This window comes from Rhizobium sp. BK316 (assembly GCF_014193695.1).
Lineage (GTDB): Bacteria > Pseudomonadota > Alphaproteobacteria > Rhizobiales > Rhizobiaceae > Rhizobium.
The window spans coordinates 520,344-545,541 of the sequence record NZ_JACHZR010000003.1 but is presented as its reverse complement, the minus strand read 5'-3'; the positions used below and the strand labels follow the sequence as shown (position 1 = coordinate 545,541).

Annotated in this window: 22 protein-coding genes; 9 read left to right on the top strand and 13 right to left on the bottom strand. The window is 59.9% G+C overall.

The features are described from left to right. Positions 1-126: 126 nt before the first annotated feature. Positions 127-1,674, bottom strand: a complete 1,548-nt coding sequence (locus tag FHT87_RS16795) for an amino acid permease (protein ID WP_183731197.1) — start codon at positions 1,672-1,674, stop codon at positions 127-129. A 120-nt stretch (positions 1,675-1,794) separates the two neighbouring features. Further along, a complete protein-coding gene (locus FHT87_RS16790) occupies positions 1,795-2,565 on the bottom strand; it encodes an N-formylglutamate amidohydrolase (protein ID WP_183731200.1) in 771 nt (256 codons plus the stop codon). 177 nt (positions 2,566-2,742) lie between these two features. On the opposite strand from FHT87_RS16790, the gene FHT87_RS16785 reads away from it, so the two are divergent. The 6 genes from FHT87_RS16785 (at position 2,743) to FHT87_RS16760 (ending at position 8,256) form a co-directional block, all read left to right on the top strand. Continuing rightward, entirely contained in the window at positions 2,743-3,615 is an 873-nt protein-coding gene (locus FHT87_RS16785; protein ID WP_183731203.1) for a MurR/RpiR family transcriptional regulator, read from the top strand. A gap of 190 nt (positions 3,616-3,805) precedes the next feature. Next, on the top strand, positions 3,806-4,909 hold the full coding sequence (locus FHT87_RS16780) for an ABC transporter substrate-binding protein (RefSeq protein ID WP_183731206.1): 1,104 nt from the start codon (positions 3,806-3,808) through the stop codon (positions 4,907-4,909). A gap of 71 nt (positions 4,910-4,980) precedes the next feature. Next, positions 4,981-5,874 (top strand): ABC transporter permease subunit, encoded by an 894-nt coding sequence (locus FHT87_RS16775; RefSeq protein ID WP_183731209.1) that lies wholly within the window; start codon positions 4,981-4,983, stop codon positions 5,872-5,874. Continuing rightward, positions 5,871-6,659, top strand: a complete 789-nt coding sequence (locus tag FHT87_RS16770; protein ID WP_183731212.1) for an ABC transporter permease — start codon at positions 5,871-5,873, stop codon at positions 6,657-6,659. The genes FHT87_RS16775 and FHT87_RS16770 overlap by 4 nt, the downstream gene beginning before the upstream one ends. 12 nt (positions 6,660-6,671) lie before the next feature. Continuing rightward, a complete protein-coding gene (locus FHT87_RS16765) occupies positions 6,672-7,733 on the top strand; it encodes an ABC transporter ATP-binding protein (RefSeq protein ID WP_183731215.1) in 1,062 nt (353 codons plus the stop codon). A 217-nt stretch (positions 7,734-7,950) separates the two neighbouring features. Further along, a complete protein-coding gene (locus tag FHT87_RS16760; RefSeq protein ID WP_183731218.1) occupies positions 7,951-8,256 on the top strand; it encodes an NIPSNAP family protein in 306 nt (101 codons plus the stop codon). 230 nt (positions 8,257-8,486) lie between these two features. On the opposite strand, the gene FHT87_RS16755 is transcribed toward FHT87_RS16760, so the two are convergent. The 5 genes from FHT87_RS16755 to FHT87_RS16735 form a co-directional block, all read right to left on the bottom strand. Beyond that, positions 8,487-9,488 (bottom strand): ABC transporter ATP-binding protein, encoded by a 1,002-nt coding sequence (locus FHT87_RS16755; protein WP_183731221.1) that lies wholly within the window; start codon positions 9,486-9,488, stop codon positions 8,487-8,489. Between the two features lie 10 nt (positions 9,489-9,498). Further along, positions 9,499-10,566 carry a Gfo/Idh/MocA family oxidoreductase gene (locus tag FHT87_RS16750; RefSeq protein WP_183731224.1) on the bottom strand — a complete coding sequence of 356 codons (1,068 nt, stop codon included), beginning with the start codon at positions 10,564-10,566 and terminating at the stop codon, positions 9,499-9,501. Further along, positions 10,563-11,405 (bottom strand): carbohydrate ABC transporter permease, encoded by an 843-nt coding sequence (locus FHT87_RS16745; protein WP_183731225.1) that lies wholly within the window; start codon positions 11,403-11,405, stop codon positions 10,563-10,565. Before FHT87_RS16745 ends, FHT87_RS16750 begins: the two co-directional genes overlap by 4 nt. Before the next feature lie 13 nt (positions 11,406-11,418). Beyond that, the gene (locus FHT87_RS16740; protein WP_183803346.1) at positions 11,419-12,363 is read right to left on the bottom strand and encodes a sugar ABC transporter permease; all 945 of its coding nucleotides are present in this window, start codon (positions 12,361-12,363) and stop codon (positions 11,419-11,421) included. Positions 12,364-12,561: 198 nt separating this feature from the next. Beyond that, positions 12,562-13,821 carry an ABC transporter substrate-binding protein gene (locus FHT87_RS16735; RefSeq protein ID WP_183803343.1) on the bottom strand — a complete coding sequence of 420 codons (1,260 nt, stop codon included), beginning with the start codon at positions 13,819-13,821 and terminating at the stop codon, positions 12,562-12,564. A 534-nt stretch (positions 13,822-14,355) separates the two neighbouring features. Between FHT87_RS16735 and FHT87_RS16730 the strand changes: the two genes are divergently transcribed. Beyond that, positions 14,356-15,240 carry an N-acetylglucosamine kinase gene (locus tag FHT87_RS16730; protein ID WP_183731234.1) on the top strand — a complete coding sequence of 295 codons (885 nt, stop codon included), beginning with the start codon at positions 14,356-14,358 and terminating at the stop codon, positions 15,238-15,240. Continuing rightward, complete coding sequence (locus tag FHT87_RS16725) at positions 15,237-16,001, top strand: GntR family transcriptional regulator (RefSeq protein ID WP_183803340.1); 765 nt, start codon at positions 15,237-15,239, stop codon at positions 15,999-16,001. The genes FHT87_RS16730 and FHT87_RS16725 overlap by 4 nt, the downstream gene beginning before the upstream one ends. A 113-nt stretch (positions 16,002-16,114) precedes the next feature. Here the strand turns inward: FHT87_RS16725 and metH are convergent, their stop codons facing one another. Beyond that, positions 16,115-19,888, bottom strand: coding sequence for a methionine synthase (metH, locus tag FHT87_RS16720; RefSeq protein WP_183803338.1), 3,774 nt, complete (start codon positions 19,886-19,888; stop codon positions 16,115-16,117). A gap of 173 nt (positions 19,889-20,061) precedes the next feature. Between metH and FHT87_RS16715 the strand changes: the two genes are divergently transcribed. Further along, positions 20,062-21,306: an AGE family epimerase/isomerase gene (locus tag FHT87_RS16715; protein ID WP_183803335.1), complete on the top strand. Its 1,245-nt coding sequence runs from the start codon at positions 20,062-20,064 to the stop codon at positions 21,304-21,306. 10 nt (positions 21,307-21,316) lie between these two features. On the opposite strand, the gene FHT87_RS16710 is transcribed toward FHT87_RS16715, so the two are convergent. The 5 genes from FHT87_RS16710 to FHT87_RS16690 form a co-directional block, all read right to left on the bottom strand. Beyond that, on the bottom strand, positions 21,317-21,940 hold the full coding sequence (locus tag FHT87_RS16710) for a DUF2799 domain-containing protein (protein WP_183803332.1): 624 nt from the start codon (positions 21,938-21,940) through the stop codon (positions 21,317-21,319). A gap of 123 nt (positions 21,941-22,063) precedes the next feature. After that, positions 22,064-22,552 (bottom strand): heme-degrading domain-containing protein, encoded by a 489-nt coding sequence (locus FHT87_RS16705; RefSeq protein ID WP_183731254.1) that lies wholly within the window; start codon positions 22,550-22,552, stop codon positions 22,064-22,066. Between the two features lie 109 nt (positions 22,553-22,661). Beyond that, positions 22,662-23,405, bottom strand: coding sequence for an aspartate/glutamate racemase family protein (locus tag FHT87_RS16700; protein WP_183731257.1), 744 nt, complete (start codon positions 23,403-23,405; stop codon positions 22,662-22,664). A 1-nt stretch (position 23,406) separates the two neighbouring features. Continuing rightward, the gene (locus FHT87_RS16695; RefSeq protein ID WP_183731260.1) at positions 23,407-24,228 is read right to left on the bottom strand and encodes an ABC transporter permease; all 822 of its coding nucleotides are present in this window, start codon (positions 24,226-24,228) and stop codon (positions 23,407-23,409) included. A gap of 1 nt (position 24,229) precedes the next feature. After that, on the bottom strand, positions 24,230-25,141 hold the full coding sequence (locus FHT87_RS16690) for an ABC transporter permease (protein ID WP_183731263.1): 912 nt from the start codon (positions 25,139-25,141) through the stop codon (positions 24,230-24,232). Positions 25,142-25,198 lie beyond the last annotated feature (57 nt).

Here is a 25,198-nt window from a genome sequence, read left to right as displayed (position 1 = left end):
AAACCGGGAAATCGGGACAACGAAACGGCATGCGAGCGCCGGGATCAACCCGTTCGATGCCTTTTCGTTGAGCCGTGATGGGGCCGCGCGACGCGGCCCCGCCATGTGAGAGGGAAGCCTCAGTTCTTAGCTTTCGCCGACAGCCCTTTCGGCCGCTGCGATCTCAGCCTGGCGCCTTACCACTTCATCGCCAATCGGCGGCCCCTTGAAGCGACGGCTTTCAAAGCCGAACCAGACGATGCCTGTCAGAACCAAGAAGCCGACGGTGATGTAGAGCGCCCAATCGTTCGGCGGTTGGATACCAAGAACGAAGATCAGGATCATCGCGAGGATCGAGAGAACCGCGAAGAGCTTGAACGTACCCTCGCCAAGATTCCACGGACCCATCTTGTCCCACTTCGAGGTCCCCCAGGCGAAGAGGCCGAGCGTAATCGGGATCGCGAAGGAGAAGAACAGGAAGATGACCGTGCATGATACGACAATGGTGTAAACCGGCGTCTCGCCGATAGAAACGAGCGACGAGCCCCAGACGAAGAGCACAGAGAGGATCGAGCCCGTCCAGATCGCGGCAACCGGCGTGCGGTAGTTCGGGCTCACCTTCGACAGCGCCTTGGCGGCCGGCAGGCCGCCATCACGCGAGAAGGCGAAGATCATGCGCGAGACCGAGGTGACGGTCGCAAGGCCGCACAGCCACTGGCTGACGAAGATCGCGAAGTAGAGGATATCCTTCACAAACGAATTGACCTGCGTATCCATCGCCCAGAAGAACACGTTCCAGCCCTGCTTTGCCGCATCGTCCATGTTTGGCAGCATGAGTACGAAGGAGCACAGCATGATATAGCCGAAGAGAGCCGACCAAAGGACGGACGAGACCATGCCGCGCGGTACGGAATGCGCCGCCTTGACGGTTTCTTCCGATGTATGGGCGGAAGCGTCATAGCCGGTGATCGTGTAGATCGGCAGCAGCAGGCCGAGCAGGAACACCCAGGTGCCCGAAGTCGCCGGCCAGACATTGCCACCCGCTTCACCCGAATAGTTGGCGAAGGTGAAGAGACGGCCGAACTCATAGGACGGAGCCGACAGCAGGCACACGGCAGCAAGCGCGATTGCGGTTGCAAAAATCAGGTAACCGGAGAAATCCGTGAGCTTTGCGGTGAGCCCGATGCCCATATGATTCACAAGCGCCTGCGCGCCGGTGATGATCACCAGAAAGACGATGCGCACCGTCGTCGTGTCCGTCAGGCCGAGATAGCCCGTGCCGAAGGCGCCCATGAAGAAATAGTAGGTGCCGACGTTGATGGCGCCGAGAACGGTGACGAGACCGAGCAGGTTGAACCAGGCGGTCAACCAGCCGGTGAAGCGGTTGCCGAGGATCGAACCCCAGTGATAGAGGCCGCCGGCCGTCGGGTAGGCGGAACTGATCTGCGCCATGGCGACGGCGAAGACAAGCGAAACGAAGCAGCCGACCGGCCAGCCGATGCCGATGGCGGCACCGCCTGCACCCGCGGTTGCCTGCGCTAGCGAGTTGATGCCGCCCGACAAAATGCAGATGATCGAGAAGGAAACGGCAAAGTTCGAGAACGAGCTCATTCGCCGTTCGAGTTCCTGGGCATAGCCCATGGAATGCAGGATATGCATATCCTGCTTCTTATCACTTTCAGTATAGTCCGACATGACTTCCCCCTGTTGACAATCGCCCGCGGAATTGCGGCCGATCCTGTGCCAATAGTGCCCGTGGCTTTTCGCCTTGCGGGCTGTTCGCAGTTAAACTGCTCCCCGGGGTCTTCTTTTTATTCAGGCATCCAGACTCTGCTGGAGAAGCCTTGTGAGATAGTCGGCCACGACCCCTTGGCCGGTATCGTCTGCGATAAGGTCGTTGCGGACCTCGATCATGACATTGCGAAGCCCATTGGAAATGCCGTGTAGGATCAGCGTGTGCGTCACGCCGTCCTCAGGCCCGTAGGGTTCGTTGCGTTCGGTACGGTAGAGCGGCGCCTCGGCTGCAAAATCCAGCATGCGGTCGGCAAGGCGGCTGTCCTCGTCGTGGAGGATGCCGAGTTCGACAGCGCGCTGCCGGCCATTATAGATCGGTGTAAAACTGTGGATCGTCACGATCACGCTGTCTTGCCCGCTCGCCTGACGGTCGCGGATCAGGGCGCTGATGGCATCGTGGAACGGCAGATAGAGAGCTTCCGTGCGGGCACGGCGCTCGCCCTCGGTCAAATCCTTGTTACCGGGAATCGTATAGATCTCGCTGACCTCGGGCATGGCGCCCGGCGAACTCGGCGGCCGGTTGCAGTCATAGATCAGCCGCGAGAAGCGCTGGTAGATGAGTGTCGCATCAAGAGCTGCCGAAATGGCGCGGGCAACGGCAAGCGCACCCGGATCCCAGGCGATGTGGCTCGACAGCGCTTCTTCGGAAAGACCGAGATCGCCGAAATGTTCAGGAAGCGTGCGGGATGCGTGCTCGCAGATGATGAGCACGGGGTTCTTGCCGTGAGCGCGTTCGATTGCGACGCATTCGCCGTCGGCATCGCTGAGAATTCGGGCCTGAGCCAGCACCAAAGGCGCTTCCCCCATCGCTTAATAAATTCTTTACAAGAAAAGAATTCTTCAGGTTTGCGGCAGTGTCAAGCGCACTCTGAAAATTTCTTTTCATGACAGTCATTGACATGGATTGTGACAGCGTTGTTAACTTTCAGTGGGAAAGTGGCGCCAGACCATCCCGGGGAGCAAAATCACGTGAGTGTCGCGGCCAAGACCGTTTCGGACGTCATTCATTCGTATTTCGGCGTGCTCACGCGCGCCGAGAAGCAATTGGCTGAAAGCCTTCTCGACAACTACCCCGTCTCCGGCCTCGGCAGCATCACCACCATCGCCGAAAATGCCGGCGTCTCCACGCCGACGGTCGTGCGCATGGTCCAGAAGCTCGGCTACAAGGGCTATCCGGATTTCCAGCAGCATCTACACCAGGAAGTCGAGGCGACGATTTCCAACCCGATTGCCAAACACGACCGCTGGGCTCAGAACGCGCCGGGCACCCACATATTGAACCGCTTCGCCGATGCCATCATGGGCAATCTGCGCCAGACGCTTTCCGATCTCGATACCGCAACCTTCGACAGCGTCGCCGCCCTGCTCTCGGACCGCAAGCGCACGCTCTATTTCGTCGGCGGGCGCATCACCGGCGCGCTGGCCGAATACTTCTTTACCCATATGCAGGTCATTCGCCCGAACACGGCGCTGCTCTCCTCCAATTCGTCGAGCTGGCCGCAATATGTCCTCAATATGAATCAGGGCGACCTGCTCATCATCTTCGATATCCGCCGCTACGAGCAGGAAATGGTGAGCCTTGCCACTGCCGCCCGCAAGCGCGGAGCCGAAATCATCATCTTCACCGACCAGTGGGCTTCGCCCGCCGCCAAGCTCGCCCGTCACGCCTTTCGTGTACAGATCGAGGCGCCGTCGGCATGGGATTCCTCCGTCGTCACGCTCTTCATCGTCGAGGCACTGATCGAAGCGGTGCAGAACTCGACATGGGACGAGACGAAGGAGCGCATGAAAACGCTGGAAGGCCTGTTCGAACAGACCCGGCTTTTCCGCAAACCCGGTTAGGAGGGACAACTAAAAAAGGGGCAAAAACAACAACGGATCTCGCGGAAACAGAACAGCCTGTCGCAAATGAAACATCTGCTGCAAGCGCCTGCTATTCATGGCAAAATTAACGTCATGCAACTGTCATACAAGCTTCATGCAAGCTCATTAACAGCATCGCCGGACACTGAAAACCCGAAGGAGAACTACAGTGATCTCTAACATTTCTCGACTTCTGTCGCTTTCTACTGCGATGATCGTGGCTTCAACCGCGATTGCTGCCGCAGAACCGAGCGCGGAACTTATTGCCGCCGCCAAGAAGGAAGGCACGCTGACCACGATCGCCCTCCCGCATGACTGGTGTGGCTATGGCGACGTCATTGCCGGCTTCAAGGCCAAATACGGCCTGGAAGTCAACGAACTGAACCCGGATGCCGGCTCGGGTGACGAAGTCGAAGCCATCAAGGCCAACAAGGGCAACACCGGCCCGCAGGCTCCCGACGTTATCGACGTCGGTCTCTCCTTCGGTCCGTCCGCCAAGAAAGACGGCCTGATCCAGCCTTACAAGGTCTCCACCTGGGATTCGATCCCGGATTCCGCCAAGGATGCAGAAGGCTACTGGTACGGCGACTATTACGGCGTTCTCTCGTTCCTCGTGAACAAGGACCTCGTCAAAGAATCGCCGGCTGATTGGCCCGATCTGAAGAAGAGCGATTACGCAAACAGCGTTGCTCTCGCAGGCGATCCGCGCACCGCCAACCAGGCCGTCCAGGGCGTCTATGCTGCAGGTCTTTCCGCATCCGGCGGTGACGCAGCCAAGGCCGGCGAAGAAGGCCTGAAGTTCTTCGCCGAACTGAACAAGGCTGGCAACTTCGTGCCTGTCGTCGGCAAGGCTGCTCCCTTCGCTCAGGGTTCCACGCCGATCATCGTCGCCTGGGACTACAACGCGCTTTCCTGGGGTGAAAGCCTGAAGGGCAATCCTCCGTTCGAAGTCGTTGTTCCGAAGACGGGCGTCGTCGCCGGCGTCTACGTCCAGGCCATCTCTGCCTTCGCTCCGCACCCGAACGCTGCCAAGCTCTGGATGGAATACCTCTATTCCGACGAAGGTCAGCTCGGCTGGCTGAAGGGCTATTGCCACCCGATCCGCTTCAACGATCTTGCCAAGAACAACAAGATCCCGAAGGACCTGCTCGACAAGCTGCCGCCGGCAGCAGCCTATGAAAAGGCCGTCTTCCCGACGCTCGAAGAACAGGCTGCCGGCAAGGAAGCCATCACCAAGAACTGGGATTCCGTCGTCGGCGCCGCCGTCAAGTAATCTCCGATCCTGCCTCCCCGCCCAAAAGGCGGGGAGGTTTTCTCACTCCGACGCCCCAGGATGAGCTTTCCATGAGTACCGTTTCAACACCTATGGTAAGCAGCGCCCCCTTGATCAACAAAGACCGCGTGATCGACTGGCTGGGCATTGCACCCTTCCTTATTTTTTCTCTGCTGTTTCTGATCATCCCCACGCTTTATCTCGTGGCCGGCGCGTTCCTGACGCCCGAGGGCGATTTCACGCTGAAGAACATCGGCGATCTCTTCACTCCATCCATTATCAGCGCCTACTGGATCAGTATCCGGGTCTCGGTGGCGTCGGCTCTCGGCGGCGCGCTGATTGGCTTCTTCCTTGCCTGGGCCGTCGTGCTCGGCGGTCTGCCCAGCTGGGTGCGCTCGACGCTTTTGACCTTCTCCGGCGTCGCCTCGAATTTCGCCGGCGTGCCGCTCGCCTTCGCCTTTCTCGCAACGCTCGGCCGCACCGGCCTGGTGACGGTCTTGCTGCGTGATTATTTTGGCTTCAATCTCTACGGCACCGGCTTCAACCTGCTGTCTTTCTTCGGCCTCACCATCACCTACATGTATTTCCAGATCCCGCTGATGGTGCTGATCCTGACACCGGCGCTCGACGGCATGAAGAAGGAATGGCGCGAAGCCTCTGAGATTCTCGGCGCCACCAACCGCCAATATTGGACGATGGTCGCCCTGCCGATCCTCTGGCCGAGCCTGCTCGGCACGGCGCTGCTGCTCTTCGCCAACGCCTTCGGCGCCATCGCTACCGCCTTCGCGCTGACTGGCAGTTCGCTGAACATCGTGCCAATCCTGCTCTACGCTCAGATCCGTGGTGACGTTCTGCATAACGCCAACCTTGGATACGCCATTGCGTTCGGCATGATCGTCATAACCGGCGTCTCCAACATCCTTTACCTCATGTTGCGCATGCGTGCCGAAAGGTGGCAGAAATGAAAGCTCAACGTCTTGGAGCCTGGATCGCCATTATCATCGGCGCTTCCTATTTCGTCATTCCACTGATCGGCACCATCGAGTTTTCGCTGCGTATGCGTCGTGGCACTTATAGTTTCGACGCCTATCAGTCAGTCTTTTCGGACGTCCAGTTCCGCGAGACCTTCGGTTACTCCATGCTGATGGCGGCACTCACCATCGTCTTCGGCATGCTGCTCGTCGTGCCGACGGCCTATTGGGTGCGCCTGCGTCTGCCGCAGATGCGTCAGGTCGTCGAATTCATCACGCTGCTGCCGCTCGTCATTCCGGCGATCGTCATCGTGTTCGGCTACCTGCGCATGTACAACTCGTCATCGATCCTACCGCTGACAGGCTATGCAAGGAGCACCGACATGCTCCTCGTCATCTCCTACATCACGCTCTCGCTGCCCTATATGTACCGCTCCGTCGATACCGCCATGCGCGCCATCGACGTGCGCACGCTGACGGAAGCAGCCGAAAGCCTGGGTGCGAGCTGGATGACGATCATGTTCAAATGCATCTTCCCGAACGTCATGAGCGGTGTGCTCTCGGGCGCCTTCATCACGCTCGCGATCGTCATGGGCGAATTCACCTTCGCAGCACTTCTGAATCGTCCAGCCTTCGGTCCCTACCTGCAGCTCGTCGGTGCAAACAAGGCCTATGAGCCTTCCGCGCTTGCGGTCATCGCATTCTCGATCACCTGGCTCAGCATGGGCCTGCTCAACCTCGTTTCTCGCTTTGGCAAAGCCCGCCCGGCTAAAGCATAAGGTATTTGGCTCATGTCCTTTCTTACGCTGACCAATATTCAGAAATCCTTCGGCCAGACCCAGGTCGTCAAGAACTTCAACATGAACATCGAGAAAGGGGAATTCGTCTCCTTCCTTGGTCCATCAGGCTGCGGCAAGACGACCGTTTTGCGCATGATCGCCGGTTTTGAGACGCCTACCGGCGGCACGCTGACGATCAATGGCAAAGACCAGAGCTCGCTGAAACCGAACCAGCGCAATATCGGCATGGTCTTCCAGGCCTATGCACTATTTCCCAACATGACGGTGCACGACAACGTCGCCTTCGGCCTCAAGGTCGCCGGCGCACCGAAGCCTGAGATCGACGCCCGCGTCAAGGAAATGCTTGGCCTGATCAAGCTCGATCACCTGGCAGACCGCTTCCCGTACCAGATGTCGGGCGGCCAGCAGCAGCGCGTAGCACTCGCCCGCGCCCTTGCCGTCAAGCCTCAGGTCTTGCTGCTCGACGAACCGCTGTCCGCTCTCGACGCCAAGATCCGCGTGTCACTGCGCGAAGAAATCCGCCAGATCCAGCAGTCGCTCGGCATCACCACGGTTTTCGTCACGCACGACCAGGAAGAAGCGCTCTCGATCTCCGACCGCATCGTCGTCATGAATGCCGGCAAGGCAGACCAGATCGGCACGCCCTTCGAGATCTACAACACGCCCGCGACGCGTTTCGTCGCCTCCTTCGTCGGCACGCTGAACCTCATCGAAGCCAAGGTCGTCGACCCCGACAGCAACCGTATCCAGATCGGCGATCAGGGTGTGACACTGAAGCAATCGGTTCAGGCCTACAAGGTCGGCGATACCGTTCAGCTCGCTCTGCGCCCGGAAGCTGGTTCGCTCGCCGAAGGCGCCCGCAGCGATACGGCTCTGACAGGTAAGGTCGTCTCCGCACACTTCCTCGGTTCGGTCATCCGCACCCGCATGGATGTCGGCGGCAACGTGATCTCCTTCGACATGTTCAACAGCCCGGGTGTCACTCCGCCGTCCGCTGGCGAGACCGTGACACTCCGCTTCATGGCCGCCGACCTGCTCGTTATCCGCGACTGATCGGAAGCGATCGAATTCGTCGGGAAGGCGTCGCCGATGCGGCGCCTTTTTCCGTTCCGGTTGGCGCACTGTCACAGAGAGGTTGAAGTGACGCGAACCGTGCTGCATAGAGACAATTTGATCTCACTTTGGCGTCGCCGTCCTGGCCTTCGGCCACAGCAATGAACGAAACAGGCCGAAGGCCATCCGCCCGGTTTTTCCATGACAGGATACTTCGATGATTACCTGCTATCTGCGCTATGTGATCGATCCCTATAAGCTCGCCGAATTCGAGGAATATGCGCGGCTCTGGATCCCGATCGTCAACAGGATGGGCGGCATCCACCACGGCTACTTTCTGCCGTCCGAAGGTGCCAACAATATCGCAATCGCACTGTTCTCCTTCCCGAGCCTCGCGGCTTACGAGGATTACCGGACGCGCATGGCAAACGACCCGGAATGCCAAGCCGCCTTCGAGCTCGACAAGCGCAACCGCAGCATCGTCAGCTACGAGCGCAGTTTCATGCGCCCGGTCCTTGGCTGAGCGTGCGGGAACTCGGTCGAAACATATGAATCCGGGCGATCACGATAATACAGCACCGAATTCCAGATAATTCGGATATCCGGATTGTCCCGTCGCTGTTGGCCACCCGCCGCCACATGGCGAGCCTGATCATCATCGATGGCCGGCTCTTTCGGCGCTGATTCCGGCCGCTTTATCGCCAGGACGAAAAAGCCCCGCTCGATGGCGGGGCTTTCGTGTTCCGACTGCGATCAGCGGATCGCCTTGTCGTTTGCATCGAAGCGATGGATATGGGTGCCGTCCGGCGTCGCATAGACGATCTCGTCGGGCTCGTATTTGTGCTCACCGAAGAGACGCGCGGTCAGCAGGCCGCACTGCTCGGATTCCAGATAGACGATGGTGTCGGCACCAAGATGCTCGACATGCACGGTCTTCGCCTTCCAGGTGCCGCTGTCGCGCGACAGCGTCAGATGCTCGGGGCGGATGCCGACCGTCTTTGCATCGGCATCACCCACCTTGTCGCCGGAAATAAAGTTCATCTGCGGCGAGCCGATGAAGCCTGCGACAAAAACATTGGCCGGGCGGTTATAGAGCTCCATCGGCGAGCCGATCTGCTCGATCGCACCGGCATTCAACACCACGATCTTGTCGGCAAGCGTCATGGCTTCGACCTGATCGTGGGTGACATAGATCATCGTCGCCTTGAGGCTGCGATGCAGGCGGGCGATCTCGAGGCGCGTCTGCACACGCAGCGCCGCATCGAGGTTGGAGAGCGGCTCATCGAACAGGAAAAGTTCCGGTTCGCGCACGATCGCACGGCCGATCGCCACGCGCTGGCGCTGACCACCCGAAAGTTCGGCCGGGCGGCGAGCCAGATATTGTTCCAGCGACAGCATCGAGGACGCCTCGGAGACGCGCTTTTCGATCTCGTCCTTCGCAGTACCCGCCTGCTTGAGGCCGAGGCCCATATTGTCCTTGACCGTCAGGTGCGGGTAGAGCGCGTAGGACTGGAACACCATGGCGATGCCACGCTTGGCCGGTGGCGTCAGCGTCTCGTCGCGGCCATTGATGATGACGGCACCCGATGTCACGTCTTCCAGGCCGGCGATGCTGCGCAGCAGGGTCGATTTCCCGCAGCCGGAGGGGCCGACGAAGATGACGAATTCGCCGTCCTTGACCTCGAGATCGATGCCCTTCAGCACGTCATGCTTGCCGTAGGCCTTGCGGATGGATTTGAGTTGAAGCGATCCCACTAGTCTTTCCTTATAGTCTAACCGGTCGGCCGGTGCGCACGCTCTCGTCGGCGGCAAGGCAGATGCGCAGCGAGGCTACGGCATCATCCATATGGCGGGTAAGGTCCAGATCCTCGTTGATAGCGCGCGCCACGAAAGCCTGTTCCAGGTCGCAAAGCGCCTGATGACCTGGCTCGCCTTCCATCGTCATGTCCTGATCGGGACGGATGAATTTGCCGTCAGGCCCGGTCTCTGCCGTATGCAGGCGGATGACGGAGGTCTTGGTATGCGTGTCGATGTCGTCGGACTTCGCCTTCGGGTCCATGACGATCGAAACGGCGCCGTTCGGCGACATGACATCCTTCACGAAGAAAGCGGTCTCGGAAATCATCGGCCCCCAGCCAGCCTCGTACCAGCCGACGGAACCGTCTTCGTAGAGCACCTGCAGATGGCCGTAATTATACATATCAGGCGCGATCTCGTTCGACAGGCGCAGGCCCATGCCGCGCACCTCGACCGCCCTAGCATCGGTGATCTGGCACATGACGTCGACATAGTGCACGCCGCAATCGACGATCGGCGAGGTCGTCTGCATCAATGACTTATGCGTCGCCCAGGTCGGCCCGCTGGACTGCTGATTGAGGTTCATGCGGAAGACATAGGGACCACCGAGCTTTCGCGCTTCTTCGATCAGCTTCTTCCAGGACGGATGATGGCGAAGGATATAGCCGATCACCAGCTTCTTCTTTGCCTTCTTCGCCGCAGCCACGACGCGCTCCGCATCGGCAACGGTCGTTGCCAGCGGCTTTTCGACGAAGACGTCGCAGCCAGCCTCGAAGGCGGCCACCGCGTAATCGGCATGGCTGTCGGAATAGGTATTGATCGAGCAGAGATCCGGCTTCAGCTCGGCAAGCGCCGTCATGAAATCGGGATGGATCGTGTACTGCTCCAGCTCAGGTGCCAACTGCGACGGCTTCGAGCGGTTGACGAGGCCGACGATCTCGTAGCCCGGATTGTTATGATAGGCGAGCGCATGGCTGCGGCCCATATTGCCGAGGCCGGCGACGAGAACGCGGATCGGCTTGTCGGATTGGCTCACTTGACGGCTCCCGAGGTAATGCCGCGGATCAGCTGCCGCGAGAAGATGACATAGAGAACGAGGATCGGCAGGATCGCCAGCGACAGGGCCGCGAGAACCGCATTCCAGTTGGTGACGAACTGGCCGATGAAGATCTGCGAACCGAGCGTCACAGTCTTGGTGGCTTCCGACGGCGCCAGGATCAGCGGGAACCACAGGTCGTTCCAGATCGGGATCATGGTGAAGACGGCAACCGTCGCCATGGCCGGCCGCACCAGCGGCAGCACGAGGCGGAAGAAGATCGCATATTCGGAGAGACCATCGATGCGACCGGCATTCTTCAGGTCGTCAGAGACGGTGCGCATGAATTCCGACAGGATGAAGATCGCGAGCGGTATGCCCTGCGCCGTATAGACGAGGATCAGCGCCGTCAGCGTGTTGACGAGGCCGGTCGCGACCATGCCCTGCAGGATGGCGACCGTGCCGAGACGGATCGGAATCATGATGCCGATCGCCATATAGAGGCCAACGAGCGTATTGCCCCTGAAGCGATATTCCGACAGCGCGAAGGCGGCCATGGCCCCGAACAGCAGTACGAGGAAGATCGCCACGATCGTCACGATGAAGCTGTTCTGGAAATAGGTGGCGAAGTCACCCTGCCCCAGCACTGTCTGGTAACCGACGAGGCTGAAGGTGGACGGCGTCGGCACCTGCAGCGGCGACCGGAAGATCGAGTTGCGATCCTTGAACGAATTGATGATCGTCAGGAACACCGGGAAGATGGCGATCAGCGTGTAGCCAACCAGCGCCAGATGCACGAGGCCGGTGCGGATGGGGGATGTGCGCGCTCTGTTCGACATGGGCTCGCACTCCTCAGAACTGGTAGCGGCGCATGCGCCGCTGGATGGCGAAAAGATAGAAGGAGACGCCCGCAAGGATGATGAGGAACATCACCGTTGCGATCGTCGCGCCCATGGAGCGGTCGCCGAGCTGCAGCTGGAAGCCGAAGAAGGTGCGGTAAAGCAGCGTACCCAGAATATCCGTCGACATGTCAGGACCGGCAAGCGCGCCCTGCACCGTGTAGATCAGATCGAAGGCGTTGAAATTGCCGACAAAGGTGAGGATCGAGATGATGCCGATCGCCGGCAGAACCAGCGGCAGCTTGATCTTCCAGAACTGCGCCCAGCCGGTAATGCCGTCGCATTCGGCAGCCTCGATGACTTCCTCGGGAATGCTGAGAAGGGCCGCGTAAATCAGCATCATCGGAATGCCGATATATTGCCAGTTGGAGATCAGCGACACCGCAATCAGCGCAGGGCCGGACTGGCCGAGCCAGGGCGCAAAGGCCCACTTCAGGCCGACGAGGCTCATCAGCCAGGGTGCGACGCCCCAGATCGGCGAGAGGATCAGCTTCCAGATGAAACCGACGATGACGAAGGAAAGCAGCGTCGGCAGGAAGATCGCCGTGCGGTAGAAGGCAACGAAGCGCAGCCGCGGCGTCGACAGCAGGGCCGCAAGCGCAATTCCGATCGGGTTCTGCACGCACATATGGATGATGAAGAAGACCACGTTGTTGCGCAGCGCATTCCAGAAGTCGTGCACCCAGCGGGCATCGCCGAAGAGAACCTTGTAATTGGCGAGTCCGACGAAGGTGGGAGCTCCGTCAACGGTATTGTAGAAAGAAAGCCGGAGCGTTTCGATCAGCGGCAGGATCATGATCGCCGAATAGACGATGAAGGCCGGAAGAAGGAAAATTCCGATATGCCAGCGTATAGGACGCTTGATCGGTTCAGGAATTGCCGATGTCTGATCGGTCATTACTTGGCTCGCTTTTGGCTTCGTTCTCTCCCTCATCCCTGTTCACGACGGGGATCGAGCAGCGCCGCTTCAGCGGTGCGGGAGACTCTTTCACGCGAAAGACTTCGCGTGGCTCGGTTCCTGTGACATCCCCAGCCTGGCCGAGGATACGGGAACGAGGGCGGCAACCCGATGCCGCCCTCTAATCATGCCTTCGGCTTACTTGCCCGGCTTGTACCAGCTGTCGAGGCCCTTCTGCAGCTTCTCGCCAGCAACGGCAGGCGTATCCGTGCCATTGATGACGTTGGCCGATTCAACCCAGGTCTCGTTTTCGAGGTTCGGCGTACCGCGCGACAGGATCTGATAGGTCGAACGGACGGTCGACTTGTACGGGCCGCGCCAGGAAACGAATTCCTGAGCCAGCGGGTCGCTCATCTTGACCGGGTTGGAGTTCAGGCTGAAGAAGCCCGGCAGGGAGTTTGCATAGATGTCCGCAAACTCAGGCGAAGCGACCCAGCTGAGGAACTTCTTGGCTTCTTCCTGGTGCGTGCTCTTGGCGTTCAGCGCAACACCGATATCCGGATGGTCGGAGATGTAGCCCTGGTCGCCGGCCTTCGGAACCGGCGGCGGGAAGGCACCCATCTTGAACTGCGCCTGCGTGTTGAAGAGCGCGATTTCCCACGAACCGGCCGGATAGATGGCGGCACGGCCGAGCGTGAAGAGGTTCTGGCTGTCCGAATAGGTCTGGGCTTCGAAACCGTCGCCGAGATAGGGCTTCCACTTGGCAAGCTCTTCATAGGGCTTGACCCATTCGGGATCGGTCAGCTTCTGCTCGCCTGATATCAGAGCTTCGCGGCCTTCTTCACCCTTCCAGTAGTTCGGGCCGATATTCTGGTAGCCCATGGTAGCGGCTTCCCAGAGGTCCTTCGTGCCCATGGCAAGCGGGATGTAGGTACCGTCAGCCTTGATCTTGTCGAGGGCGGCGAAGAACTCGTCTTCCGTCTTCGGAATAGCAATGCCGAGCTTGTCGAAGGCATCCTTATTGTAGATGAAGCCATGGATGACCGAAGCCATCGGCACGCAGAAGGTCGACTTGCCGTCGTCCGTCGACCAGGCGGCCTTGGCGACCGGCGAGAAGTTTTCCATGCCGGACAGGCTGGTGAGATCGACGAGCTGCTTCTTGTTGAAGAGTTCGAGCGATGCGTCGAAGGGACGGCAGGTGATGATATCGCCTGCGGAACCGGCGTCGAGCTTGGCGTTCAGCGAAGCATTGTATTCAGTCGGAGCGGTCGGCGAGAAGACGATCTTGATGCCCGGGTTCTTGGCTTCGAAAGCCGGGATGATCTTCTCCTGCCAGATCTGCAGGTCGTCGTTACGCCAGCTTTCGACGGTGAGCGTCACGTCGGCGGCATGAACGAGGCCAGCCGACGACAGCAGGCTGGAGGCAAGCAGCAGGCTTTTCAGAGCAGTGTTTTTCATTTCCCTCTCCTGTTTTTAAGCGCCGCAAGGCGCTGTTTTCGATCTGAAACAAGCAGTTGGCGTGCCTGAGGAAACACCCAACGCCCCTTTTAGAGCCGCCAAGATTGCCGGCCCCGAAGCTCTGTCGACACGGAAGACGATAGCCCCCGGCCGGACGGTGCGCCCTCCCGATACGCTGAACCGGGCGCCTGAAAAATAAGGAAAAAGCTTGGAAAGATGCCTCGTACATCCGCGAGCCTTGCCGACCCTACGGATCACTGTCTGCACCTTTCTCGAAACCTGGCCGGCGCTGTTTTTCTTTGCCGGTTTTCACATGCCTCGATACGCTGTTCCCTTTTCCAGAATTAAGGCCAAAAAAATACCAATTGTCCAGCCGAAATTAACTTCTGGACGAGAGAAAATTCATAAAAAATTTTTATCGTTTAAAATCAATATGTTAAAAACAGGAAATTTCCTGATCATTTCCGCTTGGTAAATGGTATTTTTTTGGTATTGTAATAAAAAACATAAGGGAACGGCGTATCCGGAGGTCCGATGACGGAACTTGCAATCGGTATAGATGGCGGTGGAACAAGCTGCCGGGCCGCAGTTGCGGACAGAATGGGCAATGTCATCGGCCACGGCAGGGCTGGCCCTGCCAATATCCTTTCCGACCTGGAAACCTCTCTCGTCAATATCGTCGAATCCGCCCGCGTTGCTCTGCGCGATGCGGGGCTCGAAAGTGAAACCGTTTCCATAGCCACTGCAGTCGTCGGTGTTGCCGGCGCCAATGTCGGCGACTACGGCAAGCGCATCGAAAAGGCCCTGCCCTTCAAGAATGCACGAGTCGTCACCGATGCGCTGATTTCGCTGCAGGGCGCACTCGGCGACGCCGATGGCATTGTCGGCGCTTTCGGAACCGGCTCCGTCTACAATGCGCGCCGGAACGGCAAGCTGCATGGCATCGGCGGCTGGGGTTCCATCGTCGGCGATCAGGCAAGCGGCGCCCGTCTTGGCCGCGATCTGCTGGAAAGATCCTTGCTTGCCTATGACAAGGTCCGCACTGCCTCATCGCTGACCGAGAAGCTCATGGCCGAATACGACAACGATCCCGAACGCGTCGTCGAATTCGCCCATACGGCCCGCCCAACGGATTTTGCGCGTTACGCGCCCATGGTCTTCGAAGGCGCGCTGGCGGGCGATGCCACGGCAATCGAGATCATCAAGGATGCGGCGCGCGCCATCGACGAAAGCCTCGACGCGCTGTCCTGGCCGGAATGCCCGTCCATCTGCCTGCTTGGCGGACTGGCGAAAGCCTATCATCCCTGGATTGCCGACCGGCACAAGGCGCTGCTGTCGGAGCCGAAGGCCGATGCGCTGCGGGGTGCGGTCGATCTCGCCGTCAAACTCCTGAACCAACGGCAGAGAGGTGCGGCATGACCGACGATCTCGCCTCCATCCTTTCGCCTGAGCGCTTGCAGGCTGGCGGCACCGGCCCGCTCTATGTGAAGCTGCGCCGCACACTGGAAGATGCCGTCCGCAGCGGCACCCTCGCCCATGGCGACGCCCTGCCGCCGGAACGCGACATCGCCGAATTTGCCGCCGTCAGTCGCGTCACCGTGCGCAAGGCGATCGACGAGCTTGTGGCCGACGGCCTGCTGGTGCGCCGCCACGGCTCCGGCACTTTCGTCGCCAAGCCGGTTTCGAAGGTCGAACAGCGCCTGTCGCAACTCACCTCCTTCACCGAGGATATGGCCCGGCGCGGCATGAGCGCCCGCTCCGAATGGCTGCACAAGGGCGTCCACACGCCCTCGCCCGACGAGATGATGATCCTCGGCCTCGGCACCGACATCAAGGTCTCGCGCCTGTCGCGCCTGCGCATCGCCGACGATCAGCCCCTGGCGATCGAACATGCGAGCGTGTCAGGCGAATTCCTGCCAGACCCCTCTTCCGTCACCAACTCGCTCTACGCCGAACTGGAGCGCCGCGGCGTGCGCCCCGTCCGCGCCGTCCAGCGCATATCCGCGACCAACATGAAGGAAGCCGACGCCCATCTGCTCGGCGTTCCCGTCGGTCAGGCCGGGCTTTCGATCGAGCGCATTTCCTATCTCGGCTCCGGCCGCGCGGTGGAATTCACTCGTTCGCTCTATCGCGGCGACGCCTATGACTTCGTCGCCGAGCTGACGATCGGCGCGACCTGATTTTTCTTCCAATTCAAAAAGATAAAGCCGGAAAGTGATTCACTTCCCGGCTTCGTCGTTCATTGAATCAATGACTGAGCACGTCGCCTCAAGCGGCGGAAAAGACTCTGCAATCAGGCAGCGTCTTCGATCTCTTCATCGGCCTTGCGCGGCACGTAATTGAGCACCGGTCCGAGCCAGCGCTCGACTTCGGATATCTCCATGCCCTTGCGCTTGGAATAGTCTTCCACCTGATCGCGCTCCACCTTGGCGACGCCGAAATAGTAGGAGTCGGGGTGGCCGATATAGATGCCGGAGACCGACGAGCCAGGCCACATCGCATAGCTCTCCGTCAGCTTCACACCAGCAGTTTTCTCCGCATCGAGAAGACCGAACAGGGTCTTCTTCTCGGTGTGATCAGGCTGGGCCGGGTAACCAGGTGCCGGGCGGATGCCGGCATAGGCCTCCGTAATGAGATCCTCGTTGGAGAGATGCTCGTCCTTGGCGTAGCCCCAATATTCGCGACGCACGCGCTCATGCATGCATTCGGCGAAAGATTCGGCGAAGCGGTCGGCAAGCGCCTTCACGAGGATCGAGGAATAATCGTCGTTCGAACGCTCGAAACGTTCGGCAATGGCGATCTCCTCGAAGCCTGCCGTCACCACGAAACCGCCGACATAATCCTGCACGCCGCTGTCCACGGGCGCTACGAAGTCCGAAAGCGCCACATTCGGGCGGCCGTCGCGCTTCGAAAGCTGCTGGCGAAGCGTATAGAACGTCGCCAACTCTTGCCTGCGCGCATCGTCCTTGAAGAGGCGGATATCGTCACCGACGGTACCGGCCGGCCAGAAGCCGATGACGGCGCGCGGACGGAACCACTTCTCGTCGATGATCTTCTTCAGCATCGCCTGGGCGTCGTTCCAGAGCGCACGAGCGGCTTCGCCCTGCTTCTCGTCTTCGAGAATGGCAGGGTAGCGGCCCCGCAGTTCCCATGTCTGGAAGAACGGGGTCCAGTCGATGTACTTGGCAAGCTCGGCCAAATCGTAATCTTCGAACACCTTGGTGCCGAGGAAGCTCGGCTTGGTCGGCTTGTAGGCGGCCCAGTCGACCTTCTGCGCATTTTCGCGGGCACGCGACAACGGCAGACGTACCTTCTCTGCTTCGCTGCGCGCATGCGCGGCAGCGACCTTGGCATATTCAGCCCTGATGTCGTCGATATACGTCTGGCGCCCCTCGGGCGAGAGCAGCGAGGATACGACGCCAACGGCACGGCTGGCGTCCGTCACATAGATCGACTGGCCCTTGTTGTAGCCCGGATGGATCTTGACGGCCGTGTGCACACGGCTGGTCGTCGCTCCTCCGATCAACAGCGGAATGTCGAAGCCCTGCCGCTCCATTTCGGCCGCCACATGCACCATCTCGTCCAGCGACGGCGTAATCAGGCCGGAGAGACCGATGACATCGACCTTCTCGGCGACAGCCGTCTCGAGGATCTTCGTTGCCGGAACCATGACGCCGAGATCGATGATCTCGTAATTGTTGCAGGCGAGCACGACGCCGACAATGTTCTTGCCGATATCGTGTACGTCGCCCTTGACGGTCGCCATCAGGATCTTGCCGGCAGACTTGCGTTCCTCGCCGCCATTCTGGCGCTTCTCTTCTTCCATGTAAGGAAGAAGAACGGCAACGGCCTGCTTCATGACGCGGGCGGATTTCACCACCTGCGGCAGGAACATCTTGCCCGAACCAAAGAGATCGCCGACTACGTTCATGCCCGCCATCAGCGGGCCTTCGATGACGTGCAGCGGCCGCGCCGCCTTCTGACGGGCCTCCTCCGTATCGGCCTCGATATATTCGGTAATGCCGTTGACCAGCGCATGTTCGAGACGCTTTTCGACGCTCCATTCGCGCCAGGAGAGATCCTGTACCTTGCCTTCCTTGCCGGCAGCGCCCCGGAAGCGTTCAGCAACCTCGAGCAACCGTTCGGTCGCATCGGCGCGACGGTTCAGCACCACGTCTTCGCAGGCTTCGCGCAGTTCCGGATCGATCTGGTCATAGACGGCCAGCTGGCCGGCATTGACGATGCCCATGTCCATGCCCGCTTGGATGGCGTGGTAAAGGAACACGGCATGCATCGCCTCACGCACCGGCTCGTTGCCGCGGAAGGAGAAGGAGAGGTTCGAGACGCCGCCGGAGATATGGACGAGCGGCATGGTCTTGCGGATCGTGCGCGTCGCCTCGATGAAGTCGACGCCGTAATTATTGTGCTCTTCGATACCAGTCGCGACCGCAAAGATGTTCGGGTCGAAGATGATGTCTTCGGGCGGGAAGCCGACCTTTTCGGTGAGCAGCTTGTAGGCGCGGGTGCAGATCTCGACCTTGCGTTCATAGCTGTCGGCCTGGCCCGTCTCGTCGAAAGCCATGACGACCACGGCCGCCCCGTAATTACGCAACAGGCGCGCCTGGGCAAGGAAATTCTCCTCGCCTTCCTTCAACGAGATCGAGTTGACGATCGGCTTGCCCTGAACGCGCTTCAGGCCGGATTCGATGATCGAAAACTTCGACGAGTCGATCATGACAGGCACGCGGGCGATATCGGGCTCGGCGGCAATCAGATTCAGGAACTCGACCATCGCCTTTTCGGAATCGATCAGCCCTTCGTCCATGTTGATGTCGATCACCTGCGCACCGTTTTCGACCTGGTCGCGGGCGACATCGAGCGCTGCCGTGAAATCGGCATTGGTGATCAGCTTGCGGAAGCGGGCCGAACCGGTGACGTTGGTACGCTCGCCAACATTGACGAAGGGGATGTCCTTAGTCAGCTCGAAGGGTTCGAGGCCCGACAGCGACATGAAGGGGCGATGCTCGGGGATCGGCCGCGGCTTGTACTTGGCAACCGTCTCGGCAATGACACGGATATGCTCGGGCGTGGAGCCGCAGCAGCCGCCGACGATATTGACCAGGCCTTCGCGGGCAAAACTGTCGATCTGCGCCGCCATCAGTTCCGGCGTCTCGTCATACTGGCCGAATTCGTTCGGCAGGCCGGCATTCGGATAGGCGCAGATGAATGTATCAGCAACACCCGAAAGCTCCTGCAAATGCGGGCGCATCGCATTGGCGCCGAGCGCGCAGTTGAGGCCGATCGTGAAGGGATTGGCGTGACGCACCGAGTTCCAAAAGGCAGTGGGCGTCTGGCCGGAGAGCGTGCGGCCCGAAAGGTCGGTGATTGTGCCCGAGATCATGACCGGCAGCCGAATGCCCTTGGCCTCGAAGCGCTCCTCACAGGCAAAGATCGCAGCCTTCGCATTCAGCGTATCGAATATCGTCTCGATCAGAATGATATCGGCGCCGCCATCGATCAGGCCGTCGATCTGCTCGGCATAGGCATCACGCAGATCGTCGAAGGTGACGGCGCGGAAACCAGGATTGTTGACGTCAGGCGAGATGGACGCCGTGCGGTTTGTGGGGCCGATAGCGCCGGCAACAAAACGGCGCCGGCCATCTTCACGCTCGGCGCGCTGGGCAGCACGGCGCACGATTTCGGCACCTTCCTTGTTCAGCGCGTAGACTTCGCCTTCCATCTGGTAATCGGCCTGCGCGATGCGGGTCGAGGAGAAAGTATTGGTTTCGAGGATATCGGCGCCGGCCTTGGCATATTTATAATGGATTTCCTCGATCGCATCGGGCTGCGACAGGATCAAGAGGTCATTATTGCCCTTCTGATGGCAGGCGCAGCCGATGAAACGCGAGCCGCGGAAATGGTCTTCATCGAAGCCCAACCCCTGGATCTGCGTACCCATGGCGCCGTCAAGAACGAGGATGCGCTCGCTGGCTGCTTTCTTAAGCGCCGCGAATACTTCACTGCCGTCACGCTTGCCCCCTTCGGGACCAAAAAGGTTATCAAACACGGGAAGGCTCCTTGACGCCATAAGATCAGAAACGACAAATCACATAAAGATATCTTTATGTCAACATATGCCTATCGGTTTAGGGCATTGCAAGCCTTGGCGGATGACAGACTCGCCCGACCTCTATATAGGCGTTTTTCTAAAGGCATTGTGCACGAATTCGGAGGAGTATCATGGCACCTGCACTCGGCAACTGGTCCACCCGCGCCTATCACCGCGGCTGGCTGCTTTCGCAGGCCAACGGTCTCTTCGATTTCTTCCAGCACAATTCCATCAATCCCAAAGGCGGCTTCTACGATCTCGACGACACCGGCAGGCCGCTGAACGCCGCAGGCCAGGTGCGGCCGCTCCATATCGCCTCACGCGCTGTGCACTGCTTCGCGATCGGCACGCTTCTCGGCCGCCCGGGCGCCGCCGATCTGGTCGATCACGGCATGAACTACATCTGGAACCACCATCGCGACCGTAAGAACGGCGGTTACTTCTGGTCGCTGGACAATAACGGTCCTGTCGATTCCAACAAGCAGGGCTACGGCCACGCCTTCGTGCTGCTCGCCGCCTCCTCGGCAAAGATATCAGGCCATCCGCTGGCCGACGGCATGCTCGCCGATATCACCGAGGTCCTGAACACCAGGTTCTGGGAAGCCAAGCACGGCGCGATTGCTGAGGAATTCACTGCCGACTGGCAACCGCTCGATGGCGGCAGCTATCGCGGCCAGAATTCCAACATGCACCTCACCGAAGCGCTGATGGCCGCTTTCGAGGCGACCGGCGACCAAGACTATCTCACCAAGGCCGAAAGCATTACCGATCTCGTCATCCGCCGTTCGGCGGGCTCCGTCGACTGGCGCGTCGCCGAACATTTCGATGCCGAATGGAACCTCGATAAGGATTACTATCATCCGAACGAAATGTTCCGCCCGGCCGGCACGACGCCGGGCCACTGGCTGGAATGGACCCGCCTGATCCTGCAGCTCTGGGCGCTCGGCGGTAAGAAGATCGACTGGATGCCGGATGCAGCCAAAGCCCTCTTCGAGCAATCCATGGCTCTCGGCTGGGACAATGACAAGGGCGGCTTCTTCTACACGCTCGATTGGGCCGACAAGCCGGCCAAGCGCAACAAGCTCTGGTGGCCGGCCTGCGAGGGTGCTGCTGCTGCGCACTTCCTCAACGAGCACCTGCCGAGCGATTATCACGAAGAATGCTACCGCAAGATCTGGAACGTGATCGAACGCGCCTTCATCGACCACAGGAACGGCGGCTGGCACGAGGAACTGACGGAAGATCTCGTGCCCTCACACTCGCTCTTCCCCGGCAAGGGCGACATCTACCACGCCCTGCAGGCCTGCCTCATCCCGCTCTTCCCGGCAACGGGCAGCCTGACCAAAGGCATCAGCGAGGCCGGCGGCAAGCTTTGAGGCGAAAGCCTCAGTAGCCCGGCATGACCGGCGGCGCTGCGTTCGGGTTCTGCTGGAACCACTGCACCTCAGCGCTCGCGTCATCGAGTTCATCCTCAACGTCGCGCTGCTCTCTACGAATGCGGCGCAAATCGTCTTCGAGATCGTCCATCCGCCGGCGGATATCGTGCCGGTCCGCATCAGGCGCATCCTTGAGCTTTCGTGACAGGTCGTCGATCTCGGCTTCCTTCGATCCGTAATCGCTCTGCAGCGAGCTTAGCCGTGATTGCAGCGAATGCTGGCGGTTCCCAAGCGTATAGCCGCGCAGGAAGCCTGCAGCCGTCGCCGGTGGGCAGACATTGGAGTAGCTGTGACCCGCCTGCCCGTGCATCAGGCCGCTCATCGGCGTGCAATAACGCACGAGACCCGCCTGATAGCCCTGATACCAGATCGTCTGATCGGGCACGATCTTCACCCGCTCGCAGGATTTGGCATGCGCGGCAAAACGCTCCTGCGGCTCGTGGCCGGCAGCGCCGTCGGATTCACCGATCACCCGCCAGTCGGCGGCGACGCATTCCTCCTTCGAGAGCGTATTGCAGGAGGTGAGGAAAAGACTAAAACCAATGGCAGCAAAGGCAAAGAGCAAACGTAACATGATGTCCCGGCAGCAAGTCACAAAACCGGGCGCACCTTATCGTCACGAAATACGTCAGTCACCGGGAACGGATCGCGATCTTGCGCTTTTCGTGGCTTTTATTTGTCGGAAATGCGGCAGAATTCACGCCAGCCGCAGCGTATCGAGATCCTTCGCCAGGATCAGCGCCAAGGCTTCGACTGCGAGGTTGTGATCGTCCCGCTGCGGCAGGCCTGATACGGTGACGGCGCCGATGCAGCCCGTGCCTCTGACGTTGATCGGAAAACTGCCGCCATGCGGCGCATAGTCGGCGCCGGAAAGACCGTTGTCCTCGACCGTCTTGCCTTCCTTCTGCAGTTTGAGGCCGGAAGCGTAGCTGCTGCGGAAATAGCGGAAGACCATGTTGCGCTTGCGGCGTACCCAGTTGACATTGTCAGGCGTCACACCCGGCAAGGCCGCGTAGAAGACCGGCATGGAATGCAGTGTGATATCGATTGCGATGCCGAGGCCGCGTTCGGTGGCGAGCTCCTGCAAGAGCTTGCCGAGCTGCCATGCAGTCGTCAGATCGAAGGCGTCGAAGCTCAGTGCCTTTTCCTGTTCCGCGATACGGATCAGATCCTCGTCGATCGACATGGCACGGCTCTCCTCTAACGTGATAATCGGCTGCGACAATTCTCACGCGAAGGGGAAAAGTAAAGTCAAAACTTGGCGCTATGCACCATTGCGAGTGTTCGCACCATGTTCAGCCGGCCGCCCGGATCGGCGCAAAACCGCTCATCGCGCCCATGAAATGTTTGGGCAGCGGCGATGCATAGGAACCGCGCTTGCTGGTGGAAAGGCCGAGCGAGACCAGCGCTTCCGCCTGCTTCACGGCAGCCGCGACCCCATCGATGACAGGCACGCCGTAGACATCCTGCAGTTCGCGCGCCAGATCCGTCATGCCGGCACAGCCGAGCACGATCGCCTCCGCACCATCTTCCGAAAGCGCCCGTTCGATTTCCGCCTTCAGCTTGCCGATCGCGCCAGATCCAGCATCTTCCAGTTCCAGCACCGGAATATCCGATGCCCTCACCTTCGCCCGACCGCCCATGCCATAACGGCGCACGAGATTATCGATCAGCACCCGGGAACGCTCCAGCGTCGTCACCACCGTGAAGCGCTGGGCAAGGAAGCCTGCGGTAGCGACAGCGGATTCGCAGAGCCCGAGAACAGGCACATCAGCGAAGGTGCGCGCGGCATCGAGCCCCGTATCGTCGAAGCAGGCAACGATCGCCGCATCGTAACCGGCCTCCTGCCGCTCCTTCAGCTCCGTCAGCAGGCCGGGGATGGCGAGCGCACCGTCGTAATGCCCCTCGATGGAGACAGGCCCCATGCGCGAGGTCGCGGCAATGATCTCCGTACCGGCGGCAGCAACCGCGCGGCCGGCCGTTGCCGCCTTCTCGGTCATGGAGGCAGTCGTATTGGGATTGACGATCAATATGCGCATGTCAGCGGGTCTTTGCCTGCCGCCGGCCGAGCATCATCATGATGCCGAGCGCGACGAGAATGATGGTGAAGGAGAAGAGCGTCGTGACCGTGCCGAGCGCATAGAGCACCGGCGTCGTGACGTTCGTGGTCATGCCGTAGATTTCGAGCGGCAGCGTGTTGTAGGTGCCTGACGTCATCAGCGTGCGGGCGAATTCGTCATAGGAAAGCGTGAAGCCGAAGAGACCGACGCCGATCAGGCTCGGCGCGATCATCGGCAGCACGACATGCCGGAATGTCTGCCACGAGGTCGCCCCGAGATCGCGAGCCGCCTCCTCGTATGCCGGCGAGAAGCGATTGAAGACGGCGAACATGATCAGCACGCCGAAGGGCAGCGTCCAGGTCAGATGCGCACCGAAGGCCGAGGAATACCATGCCGGTCGCAAACCGCCTTGCTGGAAGACGACGCCGATACCAAGCGAGATGATGATCGAGGGCACGACGAGGCTTGCGACTGTCGCATAAAACAGCACCGATGAGCCGCGAAACCGCCGGCGGAAGGCAAGGCCGGCCATCAGCGAAACCACGACGGTCACGATCATCACCATCAGGCCGAGAATGAAGGAGCGCTGGAAGGACGCGCCGAAATCGCCGACCGCCTGCTTCTCGAAGAGATTGAAGAACCAGTGCGTCGAGACGCCGTTCAGCGGGAAGGTCAGGCCGCCATCCGGTCCCTGGAAGGAGAGGATGACAATTGCCGAGAGCGGCCCGTAGAGAAAGAGCACGAAGACAGCGAAGAAGAGTGCCAGCACATAGAATTCGAAGGAGCGTTTTTCGCGATTCATCTCAGAGCTCCCTGCGGATATCGACGACGCGCAGAATCGCGGCGACCATCGTGAGCACCACTGCCAGCAGCACGACCGCATTGGCGGCAGCGGCCGGATATTGCAGCAACGACATCTGGTTCTTCATCATCAGCGCCACCGAAGCACTCTGCCCGCCCGACATGACCTGCACGGTGGAAAAATCCGCCATGACAAGCGTGACAACGAAGATCGTGCCGATCGCCATGCCAGGCTTGGCAAGCGGGATCACCACATTCCACAAAACCTGCCAGCCGGAAGCACCGGCATCGCGCGCCGCTTCGAAGAGCGAACGGTCGATGCGCATCAGCGTATTGAAGATCGGTGTCACCATGAACAGCGTATAGAGATGCACCATGGCGAGCACCACGGCGAAATCCGAATAGAGCAGCCATTCCACCGGCTGCGGTACGATGCCCATCTGCACCAGCGCCGAATTGACGAGGCCATTGCGGCCGAGCACCGGGATCCACGAGATCATGCGGATGATGTTCGATGTCATGAAGGGCACGGTGCAGACGAGGAAGAGGATCATCTGCGTCGAGGTCTTGCGGATATGGAAGGCCAGGAAATAGGCGACCCAGAAGCCGATGAAGAGCGTCAGCGCCCAGACGATGACAGTGAATTTCAGCGTGTTGAGATAGGTCTTCCACGTCACCCATGAACCGAGCGTCTCGGTGTAGTTCATGGTCAGGAAATCGGGATAGAGGCCGGCGAAATCATAATCCCAGAAACTGACGACCGCGATCATGGCGATCGGCAGGATGAAGAAGAAGCCGAGGATGGCGATCAGCGGCGTGGCCTGCAGATAGGAGATCGCCCATGGCGCAAGCCGGAAGGCGCGTTTGGGCATCTCCGCTGCCGGTATCGTCTGCTCTGAAGCGATCGTGGCCATGTCTGGTCCTTTCGTTCATCAAGGAAGAAAGGAGAGGTCGTCAAAGACCCCTCCCCA